The 19,813-nt window shown below is 37.1% G+C and carries 22 protein-coding genes and 2 other annotated features; all 22 genes read right to left on the bottom strand.

The genetic code is table 11. The annotated features are described in order from the left end of the window. Positions 1 to 31: 31 nt before the first annotated feature. The 22 genes from rplJ to ctsR all read right to left on the bottom strand — a co-directional run bounded on the left by rplJ (position 32) and on the right by ctsR (position 19,613). The gene (gene rplJ, locus ILT06_RS30105; RefSeq protein WP_000048721.1) at positions 32 to 532 is read right to left on the bottom strand and encodes a 50S ribosomal protein L10; all 501 of its coding nucleotides are present in this window, start codon (positions 530 to 532) and stop codon (positions 32 to 34) included. A gap of 39 nt (positions 533 to 571) precedes the next feature. Continuing rightward, positions 572 to 715, bottom strand: a sequence feature (ribosomal protein L10 leader region). Positions 716 to 764: 49 nt separating this feature from the next. Next, the gene (rplA, locus tag ILT06_RS30100; RefSeq protein ID WP_002096939.1) at positions 765 to 1,457 is read right to left on the bottom strand and encodes a 50S ribosomal protein L1; all 693 of its coding nucleotides are present in this window, start codon (positions 1,455 to 1,457) and stop codon (positions 765 to 767) included. Positions 1,458 to 1,633: 176 nt separating this feature from the next. Then, entirely contained in the window at positions 1,634 to 2,059 is a 426-nt protein-coding gene (rplK, locus tag ILT06_RS30095) for a 50S ribosomal protein L11 (protein ID WP_001085872.1), read from the bottom strand. A gap of 167 nt (positions 2,060 to 2,226) precedes the next feature. Beyond that, positions 2,227 to 2,760, bottom strand: coding sequence for a transcription termination/antitermination protein NusG (nusG, locus tag ILT06_RS30090; RefSeq protein WP_000415794.1), 534 nt, complete (start codon positions 2,758 to 2,760; stop codon positions 2,227 to 2,229). 131 nt (positions 2,761 to 2,891) lie between these two features. Beyond that, complete coding sequence (secE, locus tag ILT06_RS30085; protein ID WP_001241321.1) at positions 2,892 to 3,071, bottom strand: preprotein translocase subunit SecE; 180 nt, start codon at positions 3,069 to 3,071, stop codon at positions 2,892 to 2,894. Between the two features lie 32 nt (positions 3,072 to 3,103). Then, a complete protein-coding gene (rpmG, locus tag ILT06_RS30080; RefSeq protein WP_002070160.1) occupies positions 3,104 to 3,250 on the bottom strand; it encodes a 50S ribosomal protein L33 in 147 nt (48 codons plus the stop codon). Positions 3,251 to 3,378: 128 nt separating this feature from the next. After that, positions 3,379 to 4,038, bottom strand: a complete 660-nt coding sequence (locus tag ILT06_RS30075) for an RNA polymerase factor sigma-70 (RefSeq protein ID WP_000387198.1) — start codon at positions 4,036 to 4,038, stop codon at positions 3,379 to 3,381. Between the two features lie 67 nt (positions 4,039 to 4,105). Further along, positions 4,106 to 4,618, bottom strand: coding sequence for an NYN domain-containing protein (locus ILT06_RS30070; protein ID WP_098111436.1), 513 nt, complete (start codon positions 4,616 to 4,618; stop codon positions 4,106 to 4,108). A 3-nt stretch (positions 4,619 to 4,621) separates the two neighbouring features. Continuing rightward, entirely contained in the window at positions 4,622 to 5,365 is a 744-nt protein-coding gene (gene rlmB, locus ILT06_RS30065) for a 23S rRNA (guanosine(2251)-2'-O)-methyltransferase RlmB (protein ID WP_000093757.1), read from the bottom strand. Beyond that, positions 5,362 to 5,769, bottom strand: a complete 408-nt coding sequence (locus ILT06_RS30060; protein WP_087979119.1) for a Mini-ribonuclease 3 — start codon at positions 5,767 to 5,769, stop codon at positions 5,362 to 5,364. The genes rlmB and ILT06_RS30060 overlap by 4 nt, the downstream gene beginning before the upstream one ends. 2 nt (positions 5,770 to 5,771) lie before the next feature. Continuing rightward, a complete protein-coding gene (cysS, locus tag ILT06_RS30055) occupies positions 5,772 to 7,169 on the bottom strand; it encodes a cysteine--tRNA ligase (RefSeq protein ID WP_088046768.1) in 1,398 nt (465 codons plus the stop codon). Beyond that, positions 7,150 to 7,815: a serine O-acetyltransferase gene (cysE, locus tag ILT06_RS30050; RefSeq protein WP_088046767.1), complete on the bottom strand. Its 666-nt coding sequence runs from the start codon at positions 7,813 to 7,815 to the stop codon at positions 7,150 to 7,152. Before cysE ends, cysS begins: the two co-directional genes overlap by 20 nt. 147 nt (positions 7,816 to 7,962) lie before the next feature. Then, positions 7,963 to 8,209: a binding site (T-box leader), on the bottom strand. A 47-nt stretch (positions 8,210 to 8,256) separates the two neighbouring features. After that, entirely contained in the window at positions 8,257 to 9,714 is a 1,458-nt protein-coding gene (gene gltX, locus ILT06_RS30045) for a glutamate--tRNA ligase (protein ID WP_064475095.1), read from the bottom strand. Between the two features lie 89 nt (positions 9,715 to 9,803). Further along, complete coding sequence (ispF, locus tag ILT06_RS30040) at positions 9,804 to 10,280, bottom strand: 2-C-methyl-D-erythritol 2,4-cyclodiphosphate synthase (RefSeq protein ID WP_154131639.1); 477 nt, start codon at positions 10,278 to 10,280, stop codon at positions 9,804 to 9,806. Between the two features lie 115 nt (positions 10,281 to 10,395). After that, positions 10,396 to 11,076 (bottom strand): 2-C-methyl-D-erythritol 4-phosphate cytidylyltransferase, encoded by a 681-nt coding sequence (gene ispD / locus ILT06_RS30035; protein ID WP_064475094.1) that lies wholly within the window; start codon positions 11,074 to 11,076, stop codon positions 10,396 to 10,398. A 16-nt stretch (positions 11,077 to 11,092) separates the two neighbouring features. Next, complete coding sequence (locus tag ILT06_RS30030) at positions 11,093 to 12,196, bottom strand: PIN/TRAM domain-containing protein (RefSeq protein WP_000919687.1); 1,104 nt, start codon at positions 12,194 to 12,196, stop codon at positions 11,093 to 11,095. Between the two features lie 160 nt (positions 12,197 to 12,356). Then, a complete protein-coding gene (gene disA, locus ILT06_RS30025; protein ID WP_000392165.1) occupies positions 12,357 to 13,430 on the bottom strand; it encodes a DNA integrity scanning diadenylate cyclase DisA in 1,074 nt (357 codons plus the stop codon). 3 nt (positions 13,431 to 13,433) lie between these two features. Next, the gene (gene radA, locus ILT06_RS30020; RefSeq protein ID WP_001085204.1) at positions 13,434 to 14,810 is read right to left on the bottom strand and encodes a DNA repair protein RadA; all 1,377 of its coding nucleotides are present in this window, start codon (positions 14,808 to 14,810) and stop codon (positions 13,434 to 13,436) included. Between the two features lie 96 nt (positions 14,811 to 14,906). Next, the gene (gene clpC / locus ILT06_RS30015) at positions 14,907 to 17,342 is read right to left on the bottom strand and encodes an ATP-dependent protease ATP-binding subunit ClpC (RefSeq protein ID WP_000971181.1); all 2,436 of its coding nucleotides are present in this window, start codon (positions 17,340 to 17,342) and stop codon (positions 14,907 to 14,909) included. Between the two features lie 22 nt (positions 17,343 to 17,364). Further along, complete coding sequence (gene mcsB, locus ILT06_RS30010; RefSeq protein WP_064475093.1) at positions 17,365 to 18,429, bottom strand: protein-arginine kinase McsB; 1,065 nt, start codon at positions 18,427 to 18,429, stop codon at positions 17,365 to 17,367. Between the two features lie 4 nt (positions 18,430 to 18,433). Next, positions 18,434 to 18,982 (bottom strand): protein-arginine kinase activator protein McsA, encoded by a 549-nt coding sequence (mcsA, locus tag ILT06_RS30005; RefSeq protein ID WP_000128406.1) that lies wholly within the window; start codon positions 18,980 to 18,982, stop codon positions 18,434 to 18,436. A gap of 169 nt (positions 18,983 to 19,151) precedes the next feature. Continuing rightward, the gene (ctsR, locus tag ILT06_RS30000; protein WP_001244556.1) at positions 19,152 to 19,613 is read right to left on the bottom strand and encodes a transcriptional regulator CtsR; all 462 of its coding nucleotides are present in this window, start codon (positions 19,611 to 19,613) and stop codon (positions 19,152 to 19,154) included. Positions 19,614 to 19,813 lie beyond the last annotated feature (200 nt).

The raw sequence follows: 19,813 nt of genomic DNA, 5'->3' as shown, positions 1-19,813 counted from the left end.
TATAGATAACAAGTAATTATCTTTTAAAAAATTAAGCGCCTTGCTCTTCCTTTTGTTCTGCAACTGCTTTAGTAGCAAGTGCAAGGTTACGGATTGGAGCTTGAAGAACGCTAAGAAGCATAGAAAGTAAGCCTTCACGTGATGGAAGAGTAGCGATAGCTTTAACCTCATCAAGTGTTACAAGTTTACCTTCGATTACACCAGCTTTAATTTCTAAAGCTTCATGTTTTGTAGCGAAGTCGTTTAATACTTTCGCAGGAGCAACTACATCCTCGTTACTGAACGCGATTGCGTTTGGTCCTGTTAAGAATTCGTTTAACTCAGCCATTTCAGCAGACTCTGCAGCACGACGAGTTAAAGAGTTTTTGTAAACTTTGAACTCAACGCCAGCTTCACGTAAGTTTTTACGTAATTCTGTTACTTCAGAAACTGTTAAACCACGGTAGTCAACAACGATTGTAGATTTACTTTCGCGAAGTTTGTCCGCGATTTCAGTTACAACTTGTTGTTTAGTTTCGATTACTTTGCTCATGTTATTACACCTCCTGTAGATTATATAGAAGATGTACCGAAAGTGCACTAAAAACCTCCATGCCCAACTTGTAGACATGGAGGCATATAGTCACAGAAAAAATTTCCGTTTCGTATATTAACACCTAGGTAGGAAATTAAGTCTATTGACACCTACTGTCTACGGTACACTAATTAAATTCACAACATAAATGATTATATAAAAACTTCTTTATGAAGTCAACTTCCAAAATTTACGCTAATGTAGAAACGTCTACACGTACGCCAGGTCCCATTGTAGAAGCAACTGTTACGTTCTTCATGTAAGTACCTTTTGCAGCAGCTGGCTTAACTTTTTGTAAAGTGTCAGCAATTGTTCCGAAGTTTTCTACTAATTTAGCATCTTCGAAAGATACTTTACCGATTGGAACGTGGATGTTACCAGCTTTATCAACGCGGTATTCAACTTTACCAGCTTTGATTTCGTTAACAGCTTTAGTTACATCGAAAGTAACTGTTCCAGTTTTAGGGTTTGGCATTAAACCTTTAGGTCCTAATACGCGACCAAGTTTACCAACTTCACCCATCATGTCAGGAGTTGCTACTACTACATCGAAATCGAACCAACCTTGTTGGATTTTACCGATGTAATCAGCATCGCCTACGAAGTCAGCTCCAGCAGCTTCAGCTTCTTTAGCCTTTTCACCTTTAGCGAATACTAATACACGTTGTACTTTACCAGTACCGTGTGGAAGAACAACTGCACCACGGATTTGTTGGTCAGCTTTCTTAGGGTCAACACCTAAACGGAATGCAACTTCTACAGTCGCATCAAATTTAGCTGTGTTTGTTTTCTTTACTAATTCTACTGCTTCTGTTGCAGAGTAAGCAGTTGCACGATCAACAAGCTTTGCAGCTTCTACGTACTTTTTACCTCTTTTAGCCATTTTTATTTCCTCCTCGAATGTGGTTTTAGCGGAATAACCTCCCACGTTTACGCTTATTTTCAGGTATAACCTGAGGATGCGCGCCATCCATTTATTTAAAAACGATAATCATTTACGATAATAAAGGTTGCGAATTGGAATTCCAGACCCGCAACCTTTTTTAAAAACAAATCGAATTAGTCTTCGATAACGATGCCCATACTGCGTGCAGTACCTTCAACCATACGCATTGCAGCTTCTACACTAGCAGCGTTTAGGTCAGGCATTTTAGTTTCAGCGATTTCGCGTACTTTATCACGCTTAACAGTTGCCACTTTATTACGGTTTGGTTCACCAGAACCAGACTCAATACCAGCTACTTTCTTAAGAAGAACAGCAGCAGGAGGAGTTTTAGTAATGAAAGTGAATGAACGGTCCTCAAATACCGTAATTTCAACAGGGATGATAAGACCAGCTTGATCAGCTGTACGAGCGTTAAACTCTTTACAGAAGCCCATGATGTTAACACCTGCTTGTCCTAATGCTGGACCAACTGGTGGAGCTGGGTTAGCTTTACCTGCAGGAATTTGAAGCTTTACCATTTTAATTACCTTTTTAGCCACGAGACACACCTCCTTAAGTCCGTGATGTGGTCAATTGGACAGTGATTTGCCCTCCCACGTCATATTTTATCTGTAAGGATAAAATCTTTCAAAAAACGTCTCCGGTAACGAAGACGTACTGACTTAAAAGATATTATCACTTTTTACAATTCATTTCAAGTTTCATTTTATAATTTTTCAATTTGATGGAAGTCAAGCTCAACTGGAGTCTCGCGACCAAACATGTCCACAAGCACGCTAACCTTTTTCTTCTCCACATCAATTTCTTCAATAGCACCTGTATAATCTGCGAATGGCCCCTCATTTACACGCACTGTCTCATGAAGTTCAAAGTCGAAATCAACCACTTCGTTATCCATTCCCATATGCTTCATAATGGTAACAACTTCCTCTTCTAATAGAGGTGATGGTTTAGATCCAGAACCAGAAGAACCAACGAACCCAGTTACACCTGGCGTGTTACGTACAACATACCAAGAGTCATCAGTCATGATTAATTCTACTAATACATAACCTGGGAACACTTTTCTTTTCATTAATTTTTCTTTGCCGTTTTTCATTTCTACTTCTACTTCTTCCGGGACAACAACACGGAAAATTTTATCTTGCATACCCATTGATTCTACACGCTTCTCTAGGTTTGCTTTTACTTTATTTTCATATCCAGAATAAGTATGGACAACATACCAACTTTTTTCCATTCATTTAGGACGAGCGTCCTTCCCTCCCTGACGTACATTTTTTTGCGCAAATGAAAAAACCCGTTCACCGGGCTTTTACACAGTTCTTATAAATAACATTATATCATGGATAAGTGCTTCTTATTCAAGAATTAACCAAGAATTAACCGAATTAAAGAAGAAATGCCCATATCAACCACTGCGAAGAAAATCGCAAAGAAGACAACTGTAGCGATAACAGTCGCTGTTGAACGGAGTAATTCATCTTTTTTAGGCCAACTTACTTTTTTCATTTCGCGACCTACATCGCCGAAAAAGTTCGTTAAACGCATCTACGGAACCTCCAGTGTATTATTTCAATTATTTATTTTGTTTCCTTGTGAACTGTATGCTGATTGCATGTTTTACAAAACTTCTTTATTTCAAGTCGCTCTACTGAGCTCGTATCTTTCATCGTAGAGTAGTTTCGATTTTTACACTCTTCACATGAGAGTACAACTTTTTTCCTCATTAGTTACACCAACCTTGTAACATTATGTCCCTAAAAATGTATCATACAACAAAAGACAATGTCAATGACATGCCTTTTGTACTCTCTACAAAAAGAAAACAGGTGATTTTTTACACCTGTAGCATTTGTTATGAATTTAAAGTGGTACTCTCTCTCATTTCCATATATCGTTCCAATTTCCGCTTCACCCTCTGTAAAGCGTTATCAATAGATTTCACATGTCGATTTAACTGTTCCGAAATCTCTTGATAAGAACGACCATCTAGATATAAAGAAAGCACTTTTCTTTCTAAATCGCTTAATAATTCAGATATTTTAGATTCTATGTCTGTATATTCTTCCTGGCTTATAATCATTTCTTCAGGATCCGTTACCTTTGCTTCCGAAATAACATCTAATAATGTCCGATCAGATTCCTCATCATAAATCGGTTTATCTAGAGACACATACGAATTTAACGGAATATGTTTTTGCCTTGTTGCTGTTTTAATAGCGGTAATAATTTGCCGAGTGATACACAGTTCAGCAAATGCTTTGAATGAAGACAGCTTGTCCTCTTTATAATCACGAATCGCTTTAAACAATCCAATCATACCTTCTTGAACAATATCTTCTCGATCGGCACCCACTAAGAAATAAGATCTTGATTTCGCGCGAACAAAGTTCTTATATTTGTGAATCAAATATTCTAGAGCGTCAGTATTACCTTTTCGAACTAACTCAACGATTGCCTCATCCTCTAAATCACGAAATGTAACGTCGCCTACACTTACGAAGCCTGCTTCCACCTTGATCCCTCCGACCGCTATTTATTTAGCAATATTATACAGTAAAAAGATAAAGAGCGTCAATGCTTCAACGCTCTCCTCTTCTTAATTTTTCTAATTTTTCTGTAATATCTTTACTAAATATCTTTCGCATGGCGGGTTGCTTTTCTTTTGTGTCTTGTGTACGCCTTCTTACTTGTTGCTCCATCGCTTGTACTTCCAACTCTAATTCACGTGCAGATTTCCGAAGAGCACCTTGCGCAAATATAACCCATTGTTCCGTATAATCAGAAGTCGCAACATATATTTGCGTATTTATATTTCTAAGCTCAATCGCTAGTTGCTCTATCTTTTCATCTGCAGTCTGATTCTTTCTCGTGAATATGACTTCCACACGCGATTGTTTCATCTTTTTTTCAATACCTTGGACCGTATAAGCATCAAAAACTATCATTACCTTTGTACCTGTGTAACCTTGGTAATTCGCCATCTTATCAATCAGTGCATCCCTTGATGATTGCAAATCTACATCCCGTAGTTTCTTCAAGTCTCCCCAAGCTCCGATAATGTTGTAACCGTCAACGATTAAAATATCGTTCATTTTTTATTTACCAATTTCGTGACGCTTACGATATACCTCATACATTAACAAACTTGCGGCTACTGAAGCATTTAAGGATGTAACTTTACCGACCATCGGTAAAGTAATTAGGAAATCACATTTTTCACCAATAATACGACTCATACCTTTTCCTTCACTTCCAATTACTAATCCAATTGGCATTTTACCATCTAAATTGCGGTAATCCGTTTTTCCTTTTGCATCTGTACCAGCAATCCAAAGTCCACGTTCTTTTAATTCATCGATTGTACGAGATAAATTCGTTACACGTGCAACAGGAATATATTCAATCGCTCCAGTCGATGCTTTCGCAACTGATGCAGTAAGTCCCACAGCTCTTCTTTTCGGAATAATAATTCCATGAGCTCCCGTTGCATCCGCAGTACGCATAATAGAACCTAGGTTATGCGGGTCTTCAATTTCATCTAAAATTAAGAAGAACGGATCTTCGTTACGCTTCTCTGCTACTTTAAATAGATCTTCTAGCTCAGCGTATTGATATGCAGCCACTTGAGCAATTACACCTTGATGGTTCCCCTCAACTAATTGATCTAACTTCTTCTTTGGTGCATGTTGTAAAATAATCTTATTTTCTTTCGCTAGTGCTAGTACAATTTGTATTTGTCCTTTGGCAGCACCTTCCGCGATCCAAATTTTATTAATATCTCTTCCTGAGCGTAAAGCTTCAATTACAGGGTTACGTCCGATAATATATTCACTACTCATGATGATGTGCCCCCTTCCTTTTCTTCTAAAACATCAATTGCCTTATATACAATTTCGTCTAATCTTTCACGATTATTTAATAAGTGATGATAGCCAATTAGCGCTTCAAAGGCTGTACTATATCGATATGTTTGTACATCAGTATTCTTCGGAACAGTACCTGAATTTGCATTACGCCCTCTTCTTAGTACCGCCTCTTCTTCCTCTGTTAAAAATGCCGTCTCTAATAAATGATAAACAACTTTCGCCTGTGCTTTTGCCGAAACAAAGCTTGTCCCTAATCGATGCAATTGATTAGGACGAACTTTCCCTTTTTGAAGTAGGTGATAGCGGATATATTGTTCATATACCGCATCACCCATATATGCTAACGCTAAGCTGTTTAATTGCTTTGCATCAATCATTCTTATCCTCTTTTCCATCTTGTACCTTGAGCGGTATCTTCTAAAATAATATTACGGTCTTTTAAATCATCGCGAATTTGATCCGATAATGCAAAATCACGATTTTTACGAGCTTCAATGCGCTTTTGAATAAGTACCTCAATTTCTTCATCAAGCAACTCTTCTTGCGTTAATTCTAACCCTAAAATATCAAATAATGTTTCAAGTTGTTTTACGTATGCTTCAATTACAACTGTAGACGTATGTTCTTCCAGTAAATATTGATTTGCATGATTTGCTAAATTATATAACTCAGTGATTGCATTAGCAGTGTTGAAGTCATCATTCATTGCTTCTTCAAATGCAGTCTGGAATTTTTCCAGTTCCGCTAACCATTTCTCATTATGATCTGTTAAATCAGTACTACTTTCCATACGGTGTTTTAAATTACCGTAAGCCGTTTTAATTCTTTCCAGTCCGTTATTTGTACTTTGTAGTAAATCTTCACTGAAATTAATTGGGTGACGGTAATGTACCGATAGCATAAAGAATCTAATTAGCTGTGGATCATATTGCTTAATGATATCGTGAACTAAAATGAAGTTCCCCAGTGACTTAGACATCTTCTCATTATTAATATTAATATATCCATTGTGCATCCAATAACGTGCAAATGTTTTTCCTGTTAATGCCTCAGACTGCGCAATTTCATTCTCATGATGAGGAAATGCCAAGTCTTGACCACCAGCATGAATATCGATTGTATCTCCTAAGTATTTACGCGCCATTGCCGAGCATTCAATATGCCAGCCTGGACGACCTTTACCCCAAGGGCTTTCCCAGAAGATTTCTCCTTCTTTTGCAGCTTTCCATAAAGCAAAATCAAGAGGGTCTTGTTTCTTTTCTCCTACTTCAATGCGTGCACCGTGACGTAAGTCGGCGATTGGTTGATGCGATAATTTACCGTATCCTTCAAATTCCTTCGTTCTAAAGTACACATCACCTTCTGATTCATATGCATATCCTTTATTCACAAGTTCTTGAATAAATTCAATAATGATATCCATATTTTCCGTTACACGCGGATGAACTGTTGCATGTTTGCAACCTAGTGCCGTTACATCTTCAAAATACGCTTCAACGAAACGGTCAGCAATTGTCGGCACATCTTCACCTAATTCATTTGCTGCTTTAATTAATTTATCATCTACGTCAGTAAAGTTAGATACATACTGCACATCATACCCTTTATATTCTAAATAACGGCGTACCGTATCAAATACCATAGGTGGTCTTGCATTCCCAATGTGAATATAGTTATAAACTGTAGGTCCACACACATACATCTTTACCTTATTTTCTTCTAATGGAGTAAACTCTTCTTTTTGACGCGTTAACGTATTATAAATGTGAATAGTCATTTTTATCCTTCCTTTCTACCTTTACTTCAAGTTGTTTTTTCAATTTATCAAGTTCTACTTCCATAATCTTTAACTTATCAAAAATTGGGTCTGGAAGGTCAGAATGATTTAATTCTTGACCGATCTTTACTCCATTTTGAACAACGACTCGGCCAGGTATACCTACAACTGTAGAATGTGCAGGCACTTCTTTTAATACGACAGACCCTGCTCCAATTTTAGAATTCTCTCCGACTGTAATAGAACCTAGTACTTTAGCACCTGTTGCAATTAATACATTATCCTGAATTGTAGGGTGCCTCTTCCCCTTTTCTTTACCCGTACCACCTAATGTAACACCTTGATAGATCGTTACATTATCACCAATTTCGCACGTTTCTCCAATTACAACCCCCATTCCATGGTCTATGAAAAAACGACGACCAATTGTTGCTCCTGGATGAATCTCAATACCAGTAAAGAAACGACTAACTTGCGAGATCCAACGTGCAATAAAGAAGAAATTCTTTTTATAAAAAGCATGTGCAATTCGATGGGCCCAAACTGCATGTAATCCAGAGTAAGTCAAAATGACTTCGAAATAACTTCTTGCCGCTGGATCCTGTTCAAAAACGACTTCAATATCTTCCCGAAGCCTCTTAAACATCGATGTTCCCTCCCCTTTATGGGCTGCTTTTTCGAGTGAACTAACTCCCTTTACTCCCTACTTATCCCCCTAAATCTTTATACACAGGGATAAAACTTATACTCATATCCACTTTTACGGTATAAAAAAAGACGCCTCTGTCATATTGACAGAGACGCCTTTTAAGCGCGGTTCCACTCTGTTTAGGCTAAAAAAAGCCTCAAACTCATCTCTGATAACGGTGTACACCGCTTCTGCTTACTTTACGCCCTAAAACGTTTCGCAAAACAATTCGCTGTTCAGCAGAAGACTCGAAGGGGCATTTCAAAAATCCGCTTATAAACCACTTCCAGCCTAAAGGTGGTTCTCTCTGTAAAAAGCCTGATTTTCTACTTCTCCTTCTCGTCGCTTTTCCTTATTAGGTTTTAAGTATACTTATTATATTTCTAAACCTAGAAAATGTTAACCAATTACTTTTTGAAGACGATTTAAAACTTTTTCTTTTCCAAGAAGTGCAATAGCATTAGGAAGTTCTGGACCATGTGTTTGACCAGTAGTTGCAACACGGATTGGCATAAATAAGTTTTTACCTTTATGACCTGTTTCCTTTTGCACCGCTTTAATAGCCGCCTTAATTGCTGCTGGTTCCATCGCTTCTAGCGCTTCTACTTGACCCGCAAATGCACGAAGTACTTCTGGTACTTGTTCACCTTTTAATACTTCTTGTCCTTCTTCTTCATGATCAACATGATCTTTGAAGAACATTTCAGAAAGCTCTACAATTTCAGCTCCAAAACTCATTTGTTCATGATATAACGCAATTACATCACGAATCCAAGCTTGCTCTTGTTCACTTAAAGTTTCACCTATACGTCCAGCTTTCACTAGATGCGGTAAGCTTAATTCTACCACCGTATCTAAATCTTGCTTTTTCATATATTGGTTGTTCATCCATTTTAATTTTTGAGAATCAAATAATGCAGGTGATTTTGATAAACGAGCTGCATCGAACATTTTGATAAACTCTTCTTGAGAGAAGATTTCTTCTTCTCCTACTGGCGACCAACCTAGTAGTGCAATAAAGTTAAAGATTGCTTCTGGAAGATATCCAAGCTCTTTATATTGCTCAATAAATTGAATAATAGATTCATCACGCTTACTTAATTTTTTACGGCTTTCGTTTACAATTAAAGTCATATGACCAAATTGCGGAATATCCCAACCGAAAGCTTCGTAAATCATCATTTGTTTTGGCGTATTTGAAATATGATCATCACCACGAAGTACATGTGTAATCTCCATTAAGTGATCATCTACTGCTACCGCAAAGTTATAAGTTGGTATTCCATCTTTTTTCACGATAACGAAATCACCGAAATCATTTGAATGGAATGCAACCTCATCTTTTACGATATCTTTAAACGTGTAGTCGCGATCAACTGGTACACGGAAACGAATACTTGGAATACGTCCCTCAGCTTCAAATTCTTTCACTTGTACTTCAGTTAAATCACGGTGGTTACCTGCATAACGAGGTGTTTCACCACGAGAGATTTGTCCTTCACGTTCTGCTTCTAGCTCTTCTTCTGTCATATAACATTTGTAAGCTAAACCACGCTCTAGTAAATCTTCATATAATTTTTTATAAATATCTAAACGCTCTGTTTGACGATATGGTCCAAATTCACCACCAACATCAACACCTTCATCCCAGTCCATACCGAGCCATTTCAAGTATTTTAATTGGCTTTCTTCTCCACCAGCAACATTACGTTTCACATCAGTATCTTCAATACGAATAATAAACTTACCATCTTGATGACGAGCAAATAAATAATTAAATAATGCCGTACGCGCATTTCCGATATGTAAGTGTCCTGTTGGACTTGGCGCATAGCGCACTCTCACTTGCTTTTCCATAATTGGTACACCTTCCATTCTTAATGTCAACACATTCTATAATTGTACACCAAAAAAATGTGATTATCCATCTTACGAATTAAAAACCATTATTTTTTCTGTAATAAAACAACTGCTTGAGAAGCAATTCCTTCTTCTCTACCTGTAAATCCTAATTTTTCTGTTGTTGTTGCCTTTACATTGATATTGTCAATAGACGTTTCTAATAGTTCACTAATACGTTTACGCATACTTTCAATATGTGGTGCCATCTTTGGCTTTTGAGCAATAATTGTACAATCTAGATTCCCTAACTCGTAACCTCGTTCACGTACAAATTCCCAAACCTTTTGCAGCAATACAGCTGAATCAGCATCTTTAAAGGCAGGATCTGTATCAGGGAAATGCTTTCCAATATCTCCAGCTGCAATCGCACCTAAACATGCATCCGCAATCGTATGTAACAATACGTCTGCATCTGAATGACCAATTAATCCTTTCTCATGAGGAATTGTAATTCCACCAATAATTAACGGTCTACCTTCCGCAAACTCATGCACATCAAAACCTTGTCCAATTCGAAACATTTTTTACATCCTCCTCAAGCTAAACTACAGAGCTTTATGATTCTATATTATATCGCTATCCTTATAAAGAAAAGCCCGGCTGTTGCCGAGCTTTTTTTCGCTATAATCATCACTGTCATTTCTTTTGAACATGAAGGAAACTTTCAGCAATTACTAAATCCTCTGGAGTCGTCACTTTAATATTATAGTAACTCCCCTCTACTACACCTACTTGCTTCCCGATACGTTCTACGAGGCTTGCATCATCTGTACCAAGGAAACAACCCTGTTTTGCACTTCTATGAGCTTCTAACAAAAGAGAAACAGCGAACCCTTGTGGTGTTTGTACAGCTTTAAGCTGAGATCTTTCTACCGTTTCGACAACGATACCCAGCTCTACTTTCTTAACTGTATCTTTCACTGGTACCGCACAAATGGACGCTCCATATTTTTCCGCTGCAGTTAATACATCTTGAATCACTTTATTCGTTACAAATGGACGCGCGCCGTCATGTACAAGAACATACTCAACATCACTAGTATGCTGAATAGCGTTATATACACTATCTTGTCTTTCGGCTCCGCCCTGAATAAATTGTACTGGCTTTTCAATTGGATACTTCTGCATTAATTCTTCAAAATACGGACGTTCTTCTTCGTTAATTGCCATAATAATACTTTTGCATGCTTTATCTTTTTCAAAAGCACGTAACGTATGCACAATAATCGGTACTTCATTAATAAGTAAGAACAACTTGTTTTTACCAGCACCCATCCGCTTACCTTGACCAGCTGCTGGAATAATTAATGTATACATATTAATAATCCTCTACTTATAATGCTTTTTCTAATAATTTACGTTTGGCGAAAATCATGCGCCCAGCCGATGTTTGTAACACACTAGTAACAAGCACATTGAGTTGTGAACCTACATATTCTCTACCATCTTCTACTACAATCATCGTACCATCATCTAAATATGCAACACCTTGATTTTGTTCTTTTCCATCTTTGACAACATAAACACTCAGTTCTTCACCTGGGAGTACAACAGGTTTAATTGCATTAGCTAAATCGTTAATATTTAACACCGTTACCCCTTGTAATTCAGAAACTTTGTTTAAGTTGAAATCATTCGTTACTACCGTTCCACCAGTGATTTTCGCCAACTTTACAAGTTTGCTATCCACTTCTTGAATATCATCGAAATCGCCTTCATAAATTTCTACCGGAATCGGCATCTCTTTTTGAATACGATTTAAAATATCTAATCCTCTGCGACCACGATTACGCTTTAAAGCATCAGAAGAATCGGCAATGTGCTGAAGTTCTTCTAACACGAATTGTGGAATCACAATTGTTCCTTCTAAAAACTTTGTTTGGCAAATATCAGCAATACGCCCATCGATAATTACACTCGTATCGAGAATTTTCCAATGAGTTGTAGATTCTTCTACCTCAGTTTCTTCATTCTCACTATTATTATTTTTCTTCTTCCCACGTTGTGGTAATGTAAATAATCCTAGCAATTCATTCCTCTTTTTAAACCCTACTTGGAATCCTAAATATCCAAGTAAAAGAGTAAAGAACACTTGCAACACTGTACTAATAACTGGAATTGTAAATTCACGAATTGGTATTAAAATTAAATATGCAACAATAAGACCAGAGATTAATCCTAATGTACCAAATAAAACATCCGCTACAGGCGCCTTTACAAGAGCCTCTTCAATATGCTTAATAAGTTGAACAATATAATCTACAAGCCAAAATGTTGTTAAAAATAAAATAATTGCACCAATAATTGCACGAACATACGATCCTTCCAATAAAGGAACAGCACCCATGTCTAATACATTAATAACTTTTGGGATTAAGTAAATCCCTAACGCTCCGCCAATTACTAGAAAGAAGAGCTGTACAATTCGTTTTAACATCCAACCACCTCCTACTCATTATTAACCATTGTTTCGCTAATCAAAACGCCGAATGCAAAAGCGGACGTGTTTTTTTATAAATAGTTTTATTTACCAATATACCATATCATATACCAAAAATGTTCTAGTGTCGTTATATTATAGAATCAATGTAATATTCTTAATTGTGTCTACTCATATAGAGATGCTCTTGGATTCTTTTTAGGCCTTCTCGTATTTTCTTCGCCCTGACTTCTCCAATTCCTTCCACATCATCCAATTCATTAATAGTTGCTCGACAAACACCTTGCAAGGTCTTAAATCGATTAATTAAATTTTCAATGATAAGTGGCGGAACGCGCGAAATTTTGCTTGTGATTCGGTATCCTCTCGGCGTCACACTTTCTTCTAAACTCATTTGTCCTGGGTAGCCAAGCAATTTAACTAAATCGCTATCCTCTAGAAGTTGTGTATTCGCAAGATCTTGTAACTTTTTCAAAATTTGATGATGGTCTTGTGTTTTTTCTTGATAATAATCTTTAATTAATAACGCTGCCTCTGCCTCTAAATCAGCTAGTAGTTCTGTAAGTTGTAAACGAATTAACCTACCTTCTGTTCCTAGCTCATGAATATAGCTCAATATTTCATTTTTAATCCGCAGTACCATTTCAACACTATGTAACACATGAACCACCTCGGACATTGTAACGACTTCTTCAAATTCTAGAATGCCCAAATTCGTAATACCATCATTCCATACAGCCTTATATTTTTCTAACGTTTGAATAGCTTGGTTTGCCTTTGTTAAAATAACACCTATATCCTTTAGTGTATAACGTAAATTCCCTTGATATAGTGTAATTACGTTACGTCTTTGTGAAATAGCCACAACGAGACTACCTGTCTGCTTTGCTACACGCTCTGCCGTCCGGTGGCGCATACCTGTTTCAATAGAATCAATAGATGCCTCTGGAACTAACTGTGCATTTGCAATTAAAATTTTACTTCCAGTTTCATTTAAAATAAGTGCCCCATCCATTTTTGCTAATTCGTATAAACTAGCAGGAGAGAATGCACAATTAATGTGAAATCCCCCATCAACAATACTTTTAATTTGTTCATTATATCCAAGAACAATTAGTCCCCCTGTTTGTGCGCGAAGCACATTATCTATCCCTTCGCGCAGTGGTGTTCCTGGGGCCACGAGCTGTAAAATATTAATCATACTTTTGACACGTTGCTTGTTTTCTTCCATAGCCTAGCCTCCTAATGTCAAACGAAGCGCTTCCCCTAAATTAGATACACCTACTACCTCAATCCCATCCGGAATTGTCCATCCCCCCAAATTTTTTCTAGGAATAATAGCACGTTGAAATCCTAATTTAGCTGCTTCTTGTACACGTTGTTCAATTCTTGATACTCTTCTTATTTCTCCAGTTAATCCCACTTCTCCTATTACTGCATCAGTTGGTGTCGTGGGTTTATCTCTAAAACTTGAAGCAATACTTAAAGCCACAGCTAAATCAATTGCTGGTTCATCTAATTTCAAACCACCTGCTACTTTTAAATATGCGTCTTGGTTTTGCAATAATAAACCTGTTCTTTTTTCTAGCACTGCCATAATAAGCGATACACGGTTATGATCAATTCCCGTCGCCATTCTTCGAGGGTTTCCAAAACTAGTAGGGGAGATTAATGCTTGTATTTCTACTAAAACCGGTCTTGTTCCTTCCATTGAGGCAACTACTGTTGATCCTGCGACTCCAACGGGTCTTTCCTCAAGAAAAATTTCAGAAGGGTTTAAGACTTCCGCAAGACCAAGCTCTTTCATTTCAAAAATACCCATTTCATTCGTGGAACCAAAACGATTCTTCACAGCTCGCAAGATACGATATGTATGATGACGATCTCCTTCAAAGTAAAGAACTGCATCGACCATATGTTCTAACATACGAGGTCCTGCAATTGCCCCCTCTTTTGTTACATGTCCGACGATAAAAATAGGAATTCCTTTCGTTTTTGCAAGTTTCATTAATTCCGCTGTACATTCACGTACTTGCGCTACACTTCCTGGGGCTGACGTCACTTCAGGTAAATGTATCGTTTGAATAGAGTCAATAACAACAAAAGCTGGATTCATCTCTTCAATGTGCGCTGCAATTCGCTGTAGATCCGTTTCTGCTACAACAAATAGATTACTACCCTTTACATGCAAACGATCTGCACGAAGTTTAATCTGCTTTGCTGACTCCTCACCTGATATGTATAGTACATCATATGAAGAATCTGCTAATTGCGATGAAATTTGTAATAACAATGTTGATTTCCCAATCCCAGGGTCTCCACCAATAAGTACTAAGGATCCATCTACAATCCCACCGCCAAGTACACGGTTAAACTCTTGGAATTTCGTTTCAATACGTGCCTCAGATTTTGTTTCTACTTCTGTTAGACGTCTTGGTTTTGTTACTTCCGATTGAATTGCATTGGCATAATTAAGGCGTCTTGATGATACAACCGGTTCCATCTCTTCAACAAGCGTATTCCATTGACCACAACCAGGGCATTTCCCCATATATTTTGGTGACTGATAACCACACTCTTGACATGTGAATTTTGTTTTCTTTTTAGCCATATCGTTTTATATTTCACTTCACTTTCATCTATAAACAATTTATCCTTCTCGTACAAGAAAGAGGGCTATCTCGTAGCCCTCTTAGTTTGTCTATACTTATTTTACCTTTTCAGCACTATGAATGACAAATGATTCCCCTTCAACATCAAAGATAACTTTTTGTCCTTTCTCAATAGCACCTTTTAAAAGTTCTTCCGATAGTCTATCTTCTACATGTTTCTGAATTGCTCTACGAAGCGGACGAGCACCGTATTCTCGGTCAAATCCTTTATCAGCAATGGCTGAAATCGCTCCTTCTGTTAAATGCAATTCAATCTCTTGCTCTTTTAAGCGCTTCACTAACTGATTCACCATAAGTGTTACAATCTCTTGAATATGTTTTTTCTCAAGCATATGGAACACGATAATTTCATCAATACGGTTTAAGAATTCTGGACGAAATGCCTTTTTCAGTTCATCCATTACTTTACCTTTCATATCTGAATAATCGCGGCTCTCATCTTGTACGTTAAATCCAAGATGTTTATTACGTTTTAACGCATCTGCACCAACGTTAGATGTCATAATAACAATTGTATTACGGAAATCAACTGTACGCCCTTTAGAATCCGTTAAGCGACCATCTTCTAATACTTGTAGTAAAATGTTAAACACATCAGGATGAGCTTTCTCTACTTCATCTAATAGGACAACTGAATATGGCTTACGGCGAACCTTTTCTGTTAATTGTCCACCTTCTTCATATCCAACATATCCTGGAGGAGATCCAACTAAACGAGAAGTCGAATGCTTCTCCATGTACTCAGACATATCGATGCGAATCATTGCATCCTCATCACCGAACATAGATTCTGCTAATGCTCTTGCTAGTTCCGTTTTACCTACACCTGTTGGTCCCAAGAAAATAAATGAACCAATCGGACGTTTCGGATCTTTCAATCCTGCTCTAGCACGACGAACAGCTTTTGCTACAGCTACTACCGCTTCATCTTGACCAATAACACGGTTGTGAAGAATGGATTCTAAGTTTAATAATTTATCAGTCTCTGTTTGTGCAAGTTTAGAAACAGGTATACGAGTCCACGTAGAAACGACATTTGCAATATCTTCTACTGTCACTTCTGAGTTTTCTTTTCCTTGTTGCTCTTTCCATTGACGCTTCGTATCTTCTAACTTCTCACGTAAACGTTGTTCCATATCACGTAAGGAAGCAGCTTTTTCAAATTCTTGACTTTGCACAGCTGCATCTTTTTCTTTTCTAATTTCCTCAAGCTTTACTTCAAGCTCTTTTAGATTTGGTGGTGTTGTATAAGAGCGTAAGCGAACCTTTGAAGCAGCTTCATCAATTAAATCAATTGCTTTATCTGGTAAGAAACGATCTGTAATATAGCGGTCTGAAAGCTTTACAGCTGCATCAATTGCATCATCTGTAATAGATACACGGTGATGCGCTTCGTAACGATCACGTAAACCTTTCAAGATTTGAGTTGATTCGTCTAAACTTGGCTCATCAACGTGAATTGGTTGGAAACGTCTTTCTAAAGCCGCGTCTTTTTCAATATATTTACGATATTCATCTAAGGTTGTCGCCCCGATACATTGTAACTCTCCGCGTGCTAAAGATGGTTTTAAAATGTTTGATGCATCAATTGCACCTTCTGCTCCACCTGCACCAATTAATGTATGAAGTTCATCAATAAATAGAATAATGTTTCCAGCTTGACGGATTTCATCCATAACTTTCTTTAAACGATCTTCAAATTCACCACGATATTTCGTTCCAGCTACAACTGTACCCATATCTAGTGTCATAACACGCTTATCTCTTAATGTTTCAGGAACTTCATTATTTACAATTTGTTGTGCTAATCCTTCTGCAATTGCCGTTTTACCTACACCAGGTTCTCCAATTAATACAGGATTGTTTTTTGTTCTACGGCTTAAAACTTCAATTACACGTTGAATTTCTTTACCACGACCGATAACAGGATCTAGACGATTTTCACGTGCAACAACTGTTAAATCACGTGCTAAGCTATCCAGTGTCGGTGTATTGGCATTCGTTGAAGAACCACCTTGGTGACCTGAACTTGCTTCATTACTTCCAAGAAGTTGCAATACTTGTTGTCTTGCCTTATTTAGGCTAACACCTAAGTTATTTAAAACACGTGCTGCTACACCTTCACCTTCACGGATTAAACCAAGTAAGATATGTTCTGTTCCAACGTAAGAATGGCCTAATTTACGAGCTTCATCCATAGACAACTCAATAACCTTTTTAGCACGCGGTGTATAATGTACAGTTTGAGAAGCTTCTGTTCCGCGTCCAATTAACGCTTCTACCTCTTTTTGAACCTTCTCTGGACTTAATCCAAGAGCAATTAACGCTTTTGCTGCAATTCCTTCCCCTTCGCGTACAAGCCCAAGTAAAATGTGTTCTGTTCCAATATTATTATGCCCAATACGAATTGCTTCCTCTTGAGATAAAGCTAATACTTTCTGTGCTCTTTCTGTAAATCTTCCAAACATCATAGAAATCGCCTCCTACTTGCGCTTAGTTTTTTTCAATACGTAATCGCTCACGGATTAAGGTTGCTCTTCGATAATCTCTTTCTTCTGGTCCTAAAGGTCCACCTGCATATTGTTGTAAAATGCCTGGTTGTGTAAGAACCATTAGCTCAGTCAAAATATTTCTCGATACACCTTTTATATATCCTAAATCAATACCAAGTCGTACATCTGATAAGCAAGTGGACGCTTCTGCAGATTGAATTAACCGACTGTTTGCTAGTATGCCATAAGAGCGATAAACTTTATCTTCAAGCTCAATACTTGAATTTTGTACAATTAATTCTCTAGCCATTTTTTCTTGCTGTATGATTTGTTGAATGACACTCTTTAAATCTGCAATAATATCTTCTTCAGATTTTCCTAGCGTCATTTGATTTGACACTTGAAATATATTACCTAACGCTTCGCTACCTTCACCGTATATTCCTCTTACTACTAACCCTAATTTTTGAATTACTTGTATAATGCGGCTAATTCTTTTCGTTAAAACGAGTCCCGGTAAGTGAAGCATTACGGAAGCCCTCAATCCTGTACCAACGTTAGTAGGGCAGCTCGTTATATATCCAAGTGATTCATCAAAAGCATACTCAACCTCTTCCTCTATCCAATTATCTATTTGATTGGCACTTTGAAGGGCCTCTGATAACTGCAACCCTGAAAATAAGCACTGTATCCTAATGTGGTCTTCTTCATTAAGCATAACACTAATATGTTCGCTTTCTGATAATAGACATGCTCCATATTCTGTGCCTGCAAGGTTAGGACTAATTAAATGCTTTTCAACTAATACTCTCCTTTGAAGAGGCGTTAATTCATTCATTTTTAATAGTTCAAACTCTCCAAAAGGTTCTACGGTTTTATTTATAAATTCCTTTTTAAATAATTCATGAATCTGTTTAGCTTCTTCTTCGTTTTGCATAGTAGAGAATTGATATTTTTTAAAATTACGAGCCAAACGAATTCGACTACTTAAAACAATATCCGAATCAGGGCCATCCCCCTTCATCCATGGACTAATCGCTTCATTCATAATTTTGTCCAGTGACATAGAACTATTCCCCCTCTCTATGCTCACTAAGCTGATTTTCAAGACCTCGAATTTTATCCCTTACTTCAGCAGCTTTCTCAAACTCCTCTTTCTGTACGTATTGTTTCAGAATGAGTTTTAGTTCATCTAATTCTTTCTTTAAGTGAAGATTTCCTTCTATACGTTCCGGAATTTTTCCACAATGATCTGTATGTCCGCCATGCAGACGTTTTAATAATGGCTTTAAATGTTCCTTAAATGTATCGTAACAAGAAGCACATCCAAAGCGTCCCACCTTTGTAAATTGCTCAGATGTCATCTTACAATCTGGACACCTTAATATACTTGTATTCGAAAGCCCATTTTGTCCTTCTTCAAACATTGTTGATTCACCGTGTAATAACCCAGCAAATAAATCATGGAATGAAAAGTTAGACTGCGGTGATTGAAAGAAAGACGTATAGCCACTTTGTTCTGCACATTGCTCACAAAGATGAACTTCCGTCTTCTGTTCGTTGATTACTTTTGTATAATGTAAAGTTGCTGGTCTTATATTACAGTTTTGACAAGTCATCACTATCCCCACCTTTACAATAGGAACGATCTATCTGATAGTACTTTTCATACATTACTAGATTGTTCACTTTCCTTTATTTAAATAAAAGTGCGTGTTCTTTTTTCAAAACCTCTACAATATTTAACTGCCTTATCTCTTAGTTATTATTCTTTTACAAAAGCTATATTTATTTATATTTCAGTGTTCTTAACATTGCGCATAATATTCGAGCCCTAAGTTCATCTCGAGAAGGAACATCCATTGATAATACAGAACGATCTAGTACACTTAACATAAGTTTAGCTTCACGATTTGTTATGATGCCCTCTTCTATTAAACGTATAATCATACTCTCTGCATTCCCTTGCGCAACGCTATGATCAATCATATGAAGCATTTGATCGATCATGTCTATATCGTCATGCAGTTTGACTTTTATAATGCGAATGTAACCTCCTCCACCACGTTTACTTTCTACAACAAATCCTCTTTCTATCGTAAAACGGGTATTGATTACATAATTGATTTGAGATGGTACGCACTCGAATCGATCCGCAATCTCATTTCTTTTGATTTCAATCACATTATTATTACTCAAGTCAATAACTTGCTTTAGATATTGCTCAATGATATCAGATATATTTCTCATTTATCCGCCACCCTTATTGACTTTGACTATCTTTGACTTTAATTATATACGTATTAATAAAATTTGCAACTCTTTTGCTTATTCACTATCCTAGCCACATTCCCCTGTATTTAATCAAAATAATAATTATTTAAACACATTTTTTAATTACTATGGATTATAAAAGAAAACACGAAAAAACACGAGTCATTTGACTCGTG

The sequence above is a fragment of the Bacillus sp. 17RED48 genome (assembly GCF_019837545.1).
Taxonomy (GTDB): domain Bacteria; phylum Bacillota; class Bacilli; order Bacillales; family Bacillaceae_G; genus Bacillus_A; species Bacillus_A wiedmannii.
This window is presented reverse-complemented; position numbering and strand designations above follow the sequence as displayed.

What these genes read in the sequence shown, in the direction of transcription:
- rplJ (WP_000048721.1), bottom strand. Translation starts at nt 532, where the DNA reads ATGAGCAAAGTAATCGAAACTAAACAACAAGTTGTAACTGAAATCGCG.
- rplA (WP_002096939.1), bottom strand. Translation starts at nt 1,457, where the DNA reads ATGGCTAAAAGAGGTAAAAAGTACGTAGAAGCTGCAAAGCTTGTTGAT.
- nusG (WP_000415794.1), bottom strand. Translation starts at nt 2,760, where the DNA reads ATGGAAAAAAGTTGGTATGTTGTCCATACTTATTCTGGATATGAAAAT.
- secE (WP_001241321.1), bottom strand. Translation starts at nt 3,071, where the DNA reads ATGCGTTTAACGAACTTTTTCGGCGATGTAGGTCGCGAAATGAAAAAA.
- rpmG (WP_002070160.1), bottom strand. Translation starts at nt 3,250, where the DNA reads ATGAGGAAAAAAGTTGTACTCTCATGTGAAGAGTGTAAAAATCGAAAC.
- ILT06_RS30070 (WP_098111436.1), bottom strand. Translation starts at nt 4,618, where the DNA reads ATGAACGATATTTTAATCGTTGACGGTTACAACATTATCGGAGCTTGG.
- rlmB (WP_000093757.1), bottom strand. Translation starts at nt 5,365, where the DNA reads ATGAGTAGTGAATATATTATCGGACGTAACCCTGTAATTGAAGCTTTA.
- ILT06_RS30060 (WP_087979119.1), bottom strand. Translation starts at nt 5,769, where the DNA reads ATGATTGATGCAAAGCAATTAAACAGCTTAGCGTTAGCATATATGGGT.
- cysS (WP_088046768.1), bottom strand. Translation starts at nt 7,169, where the DNA reads ATGACTATTCACATTTATAATACGTTAACGCGTCAAAAAGAAGAGTTT.
- cysE (WP_088046767.1), bottom strand. Translation starts at nt 7,815, where the DNA reads ATGTTTAAGAGGCTTCGGGAAGATATTGAAGTCGTTTTTGAACAGGAT.
- gltX (WP_064475095.1), bottom strand. Translation starts at nt 9,714, where the DNA reads ATGGAAAAGCAAGTGAGAGTGCGCTATGCGCCAAGTCCAACAGGACAC.
- ispF (WP_154131639.1), bottom strand. Translation starts at nt 10,280, where the DNA reads ATGTTTCGAATTGGACAAGGTTTTGATGTGCATGAGTTTGCGGAAGGT.
- ispD (WP_064475094.1), bottom strand. Translation starts at nt 11,076, where the DNA reads ATGTATACATTAATTATTCCAGCAGCTGGTCAAGGTAAGCGGATGGGT.
- ILT06_RS30030 (WP_000919687.1), bottom strand. Translation starts at nt 12,196, where the DNA reads ATGTTAAAACGAATTGTACAGCTCTTCTTTCTAGTAATTGGCGGAGCG.
- disA (WP_000392165.1), bottom strand. Translation starts at nt 13,430, where the DNA reads ATGGAAGAAAACAAGCAACGTGTCAAAAGTATGATTAATATTTTACAG.
- radA (WP_001085204.1), bottom strand. Translation starts at nt 14,810, where the DNA reads ATGGCTAAAAAGAAAACAAAATTCACATGTCAAGAGTGTGGTTATCAG.
- clpC (WP_000971181.1), bottom strand. Translation starts at nt 17,342, where the DNA reads ATGATGTTTGGAAGATTTACAGAAAGAGCACAGAAAGTATTAGCTTTA.
- mcsB (WP_064475093.1), bottom strand. Translation starts at nt 18,429, where the DNA reads ATGTCACTGGACAAAATTATGAATGAAGCGATTAGTCCATGGATGAAG.
- mcsA (WP_000128406.1), bottom strand. Translation starts at nt 18,982, where the DNA reads ATGACTTGTCAAAACTGTAATATAAGACCAGCAACTTTACATTATACA.
- ctsR (WP_001244556.1), bottom strand. Translation starts at nt 19,613, where the DNA reads ATGAGAAATATATCTGATATCATTGAGCAATATCTAAAGCAAGTTATT.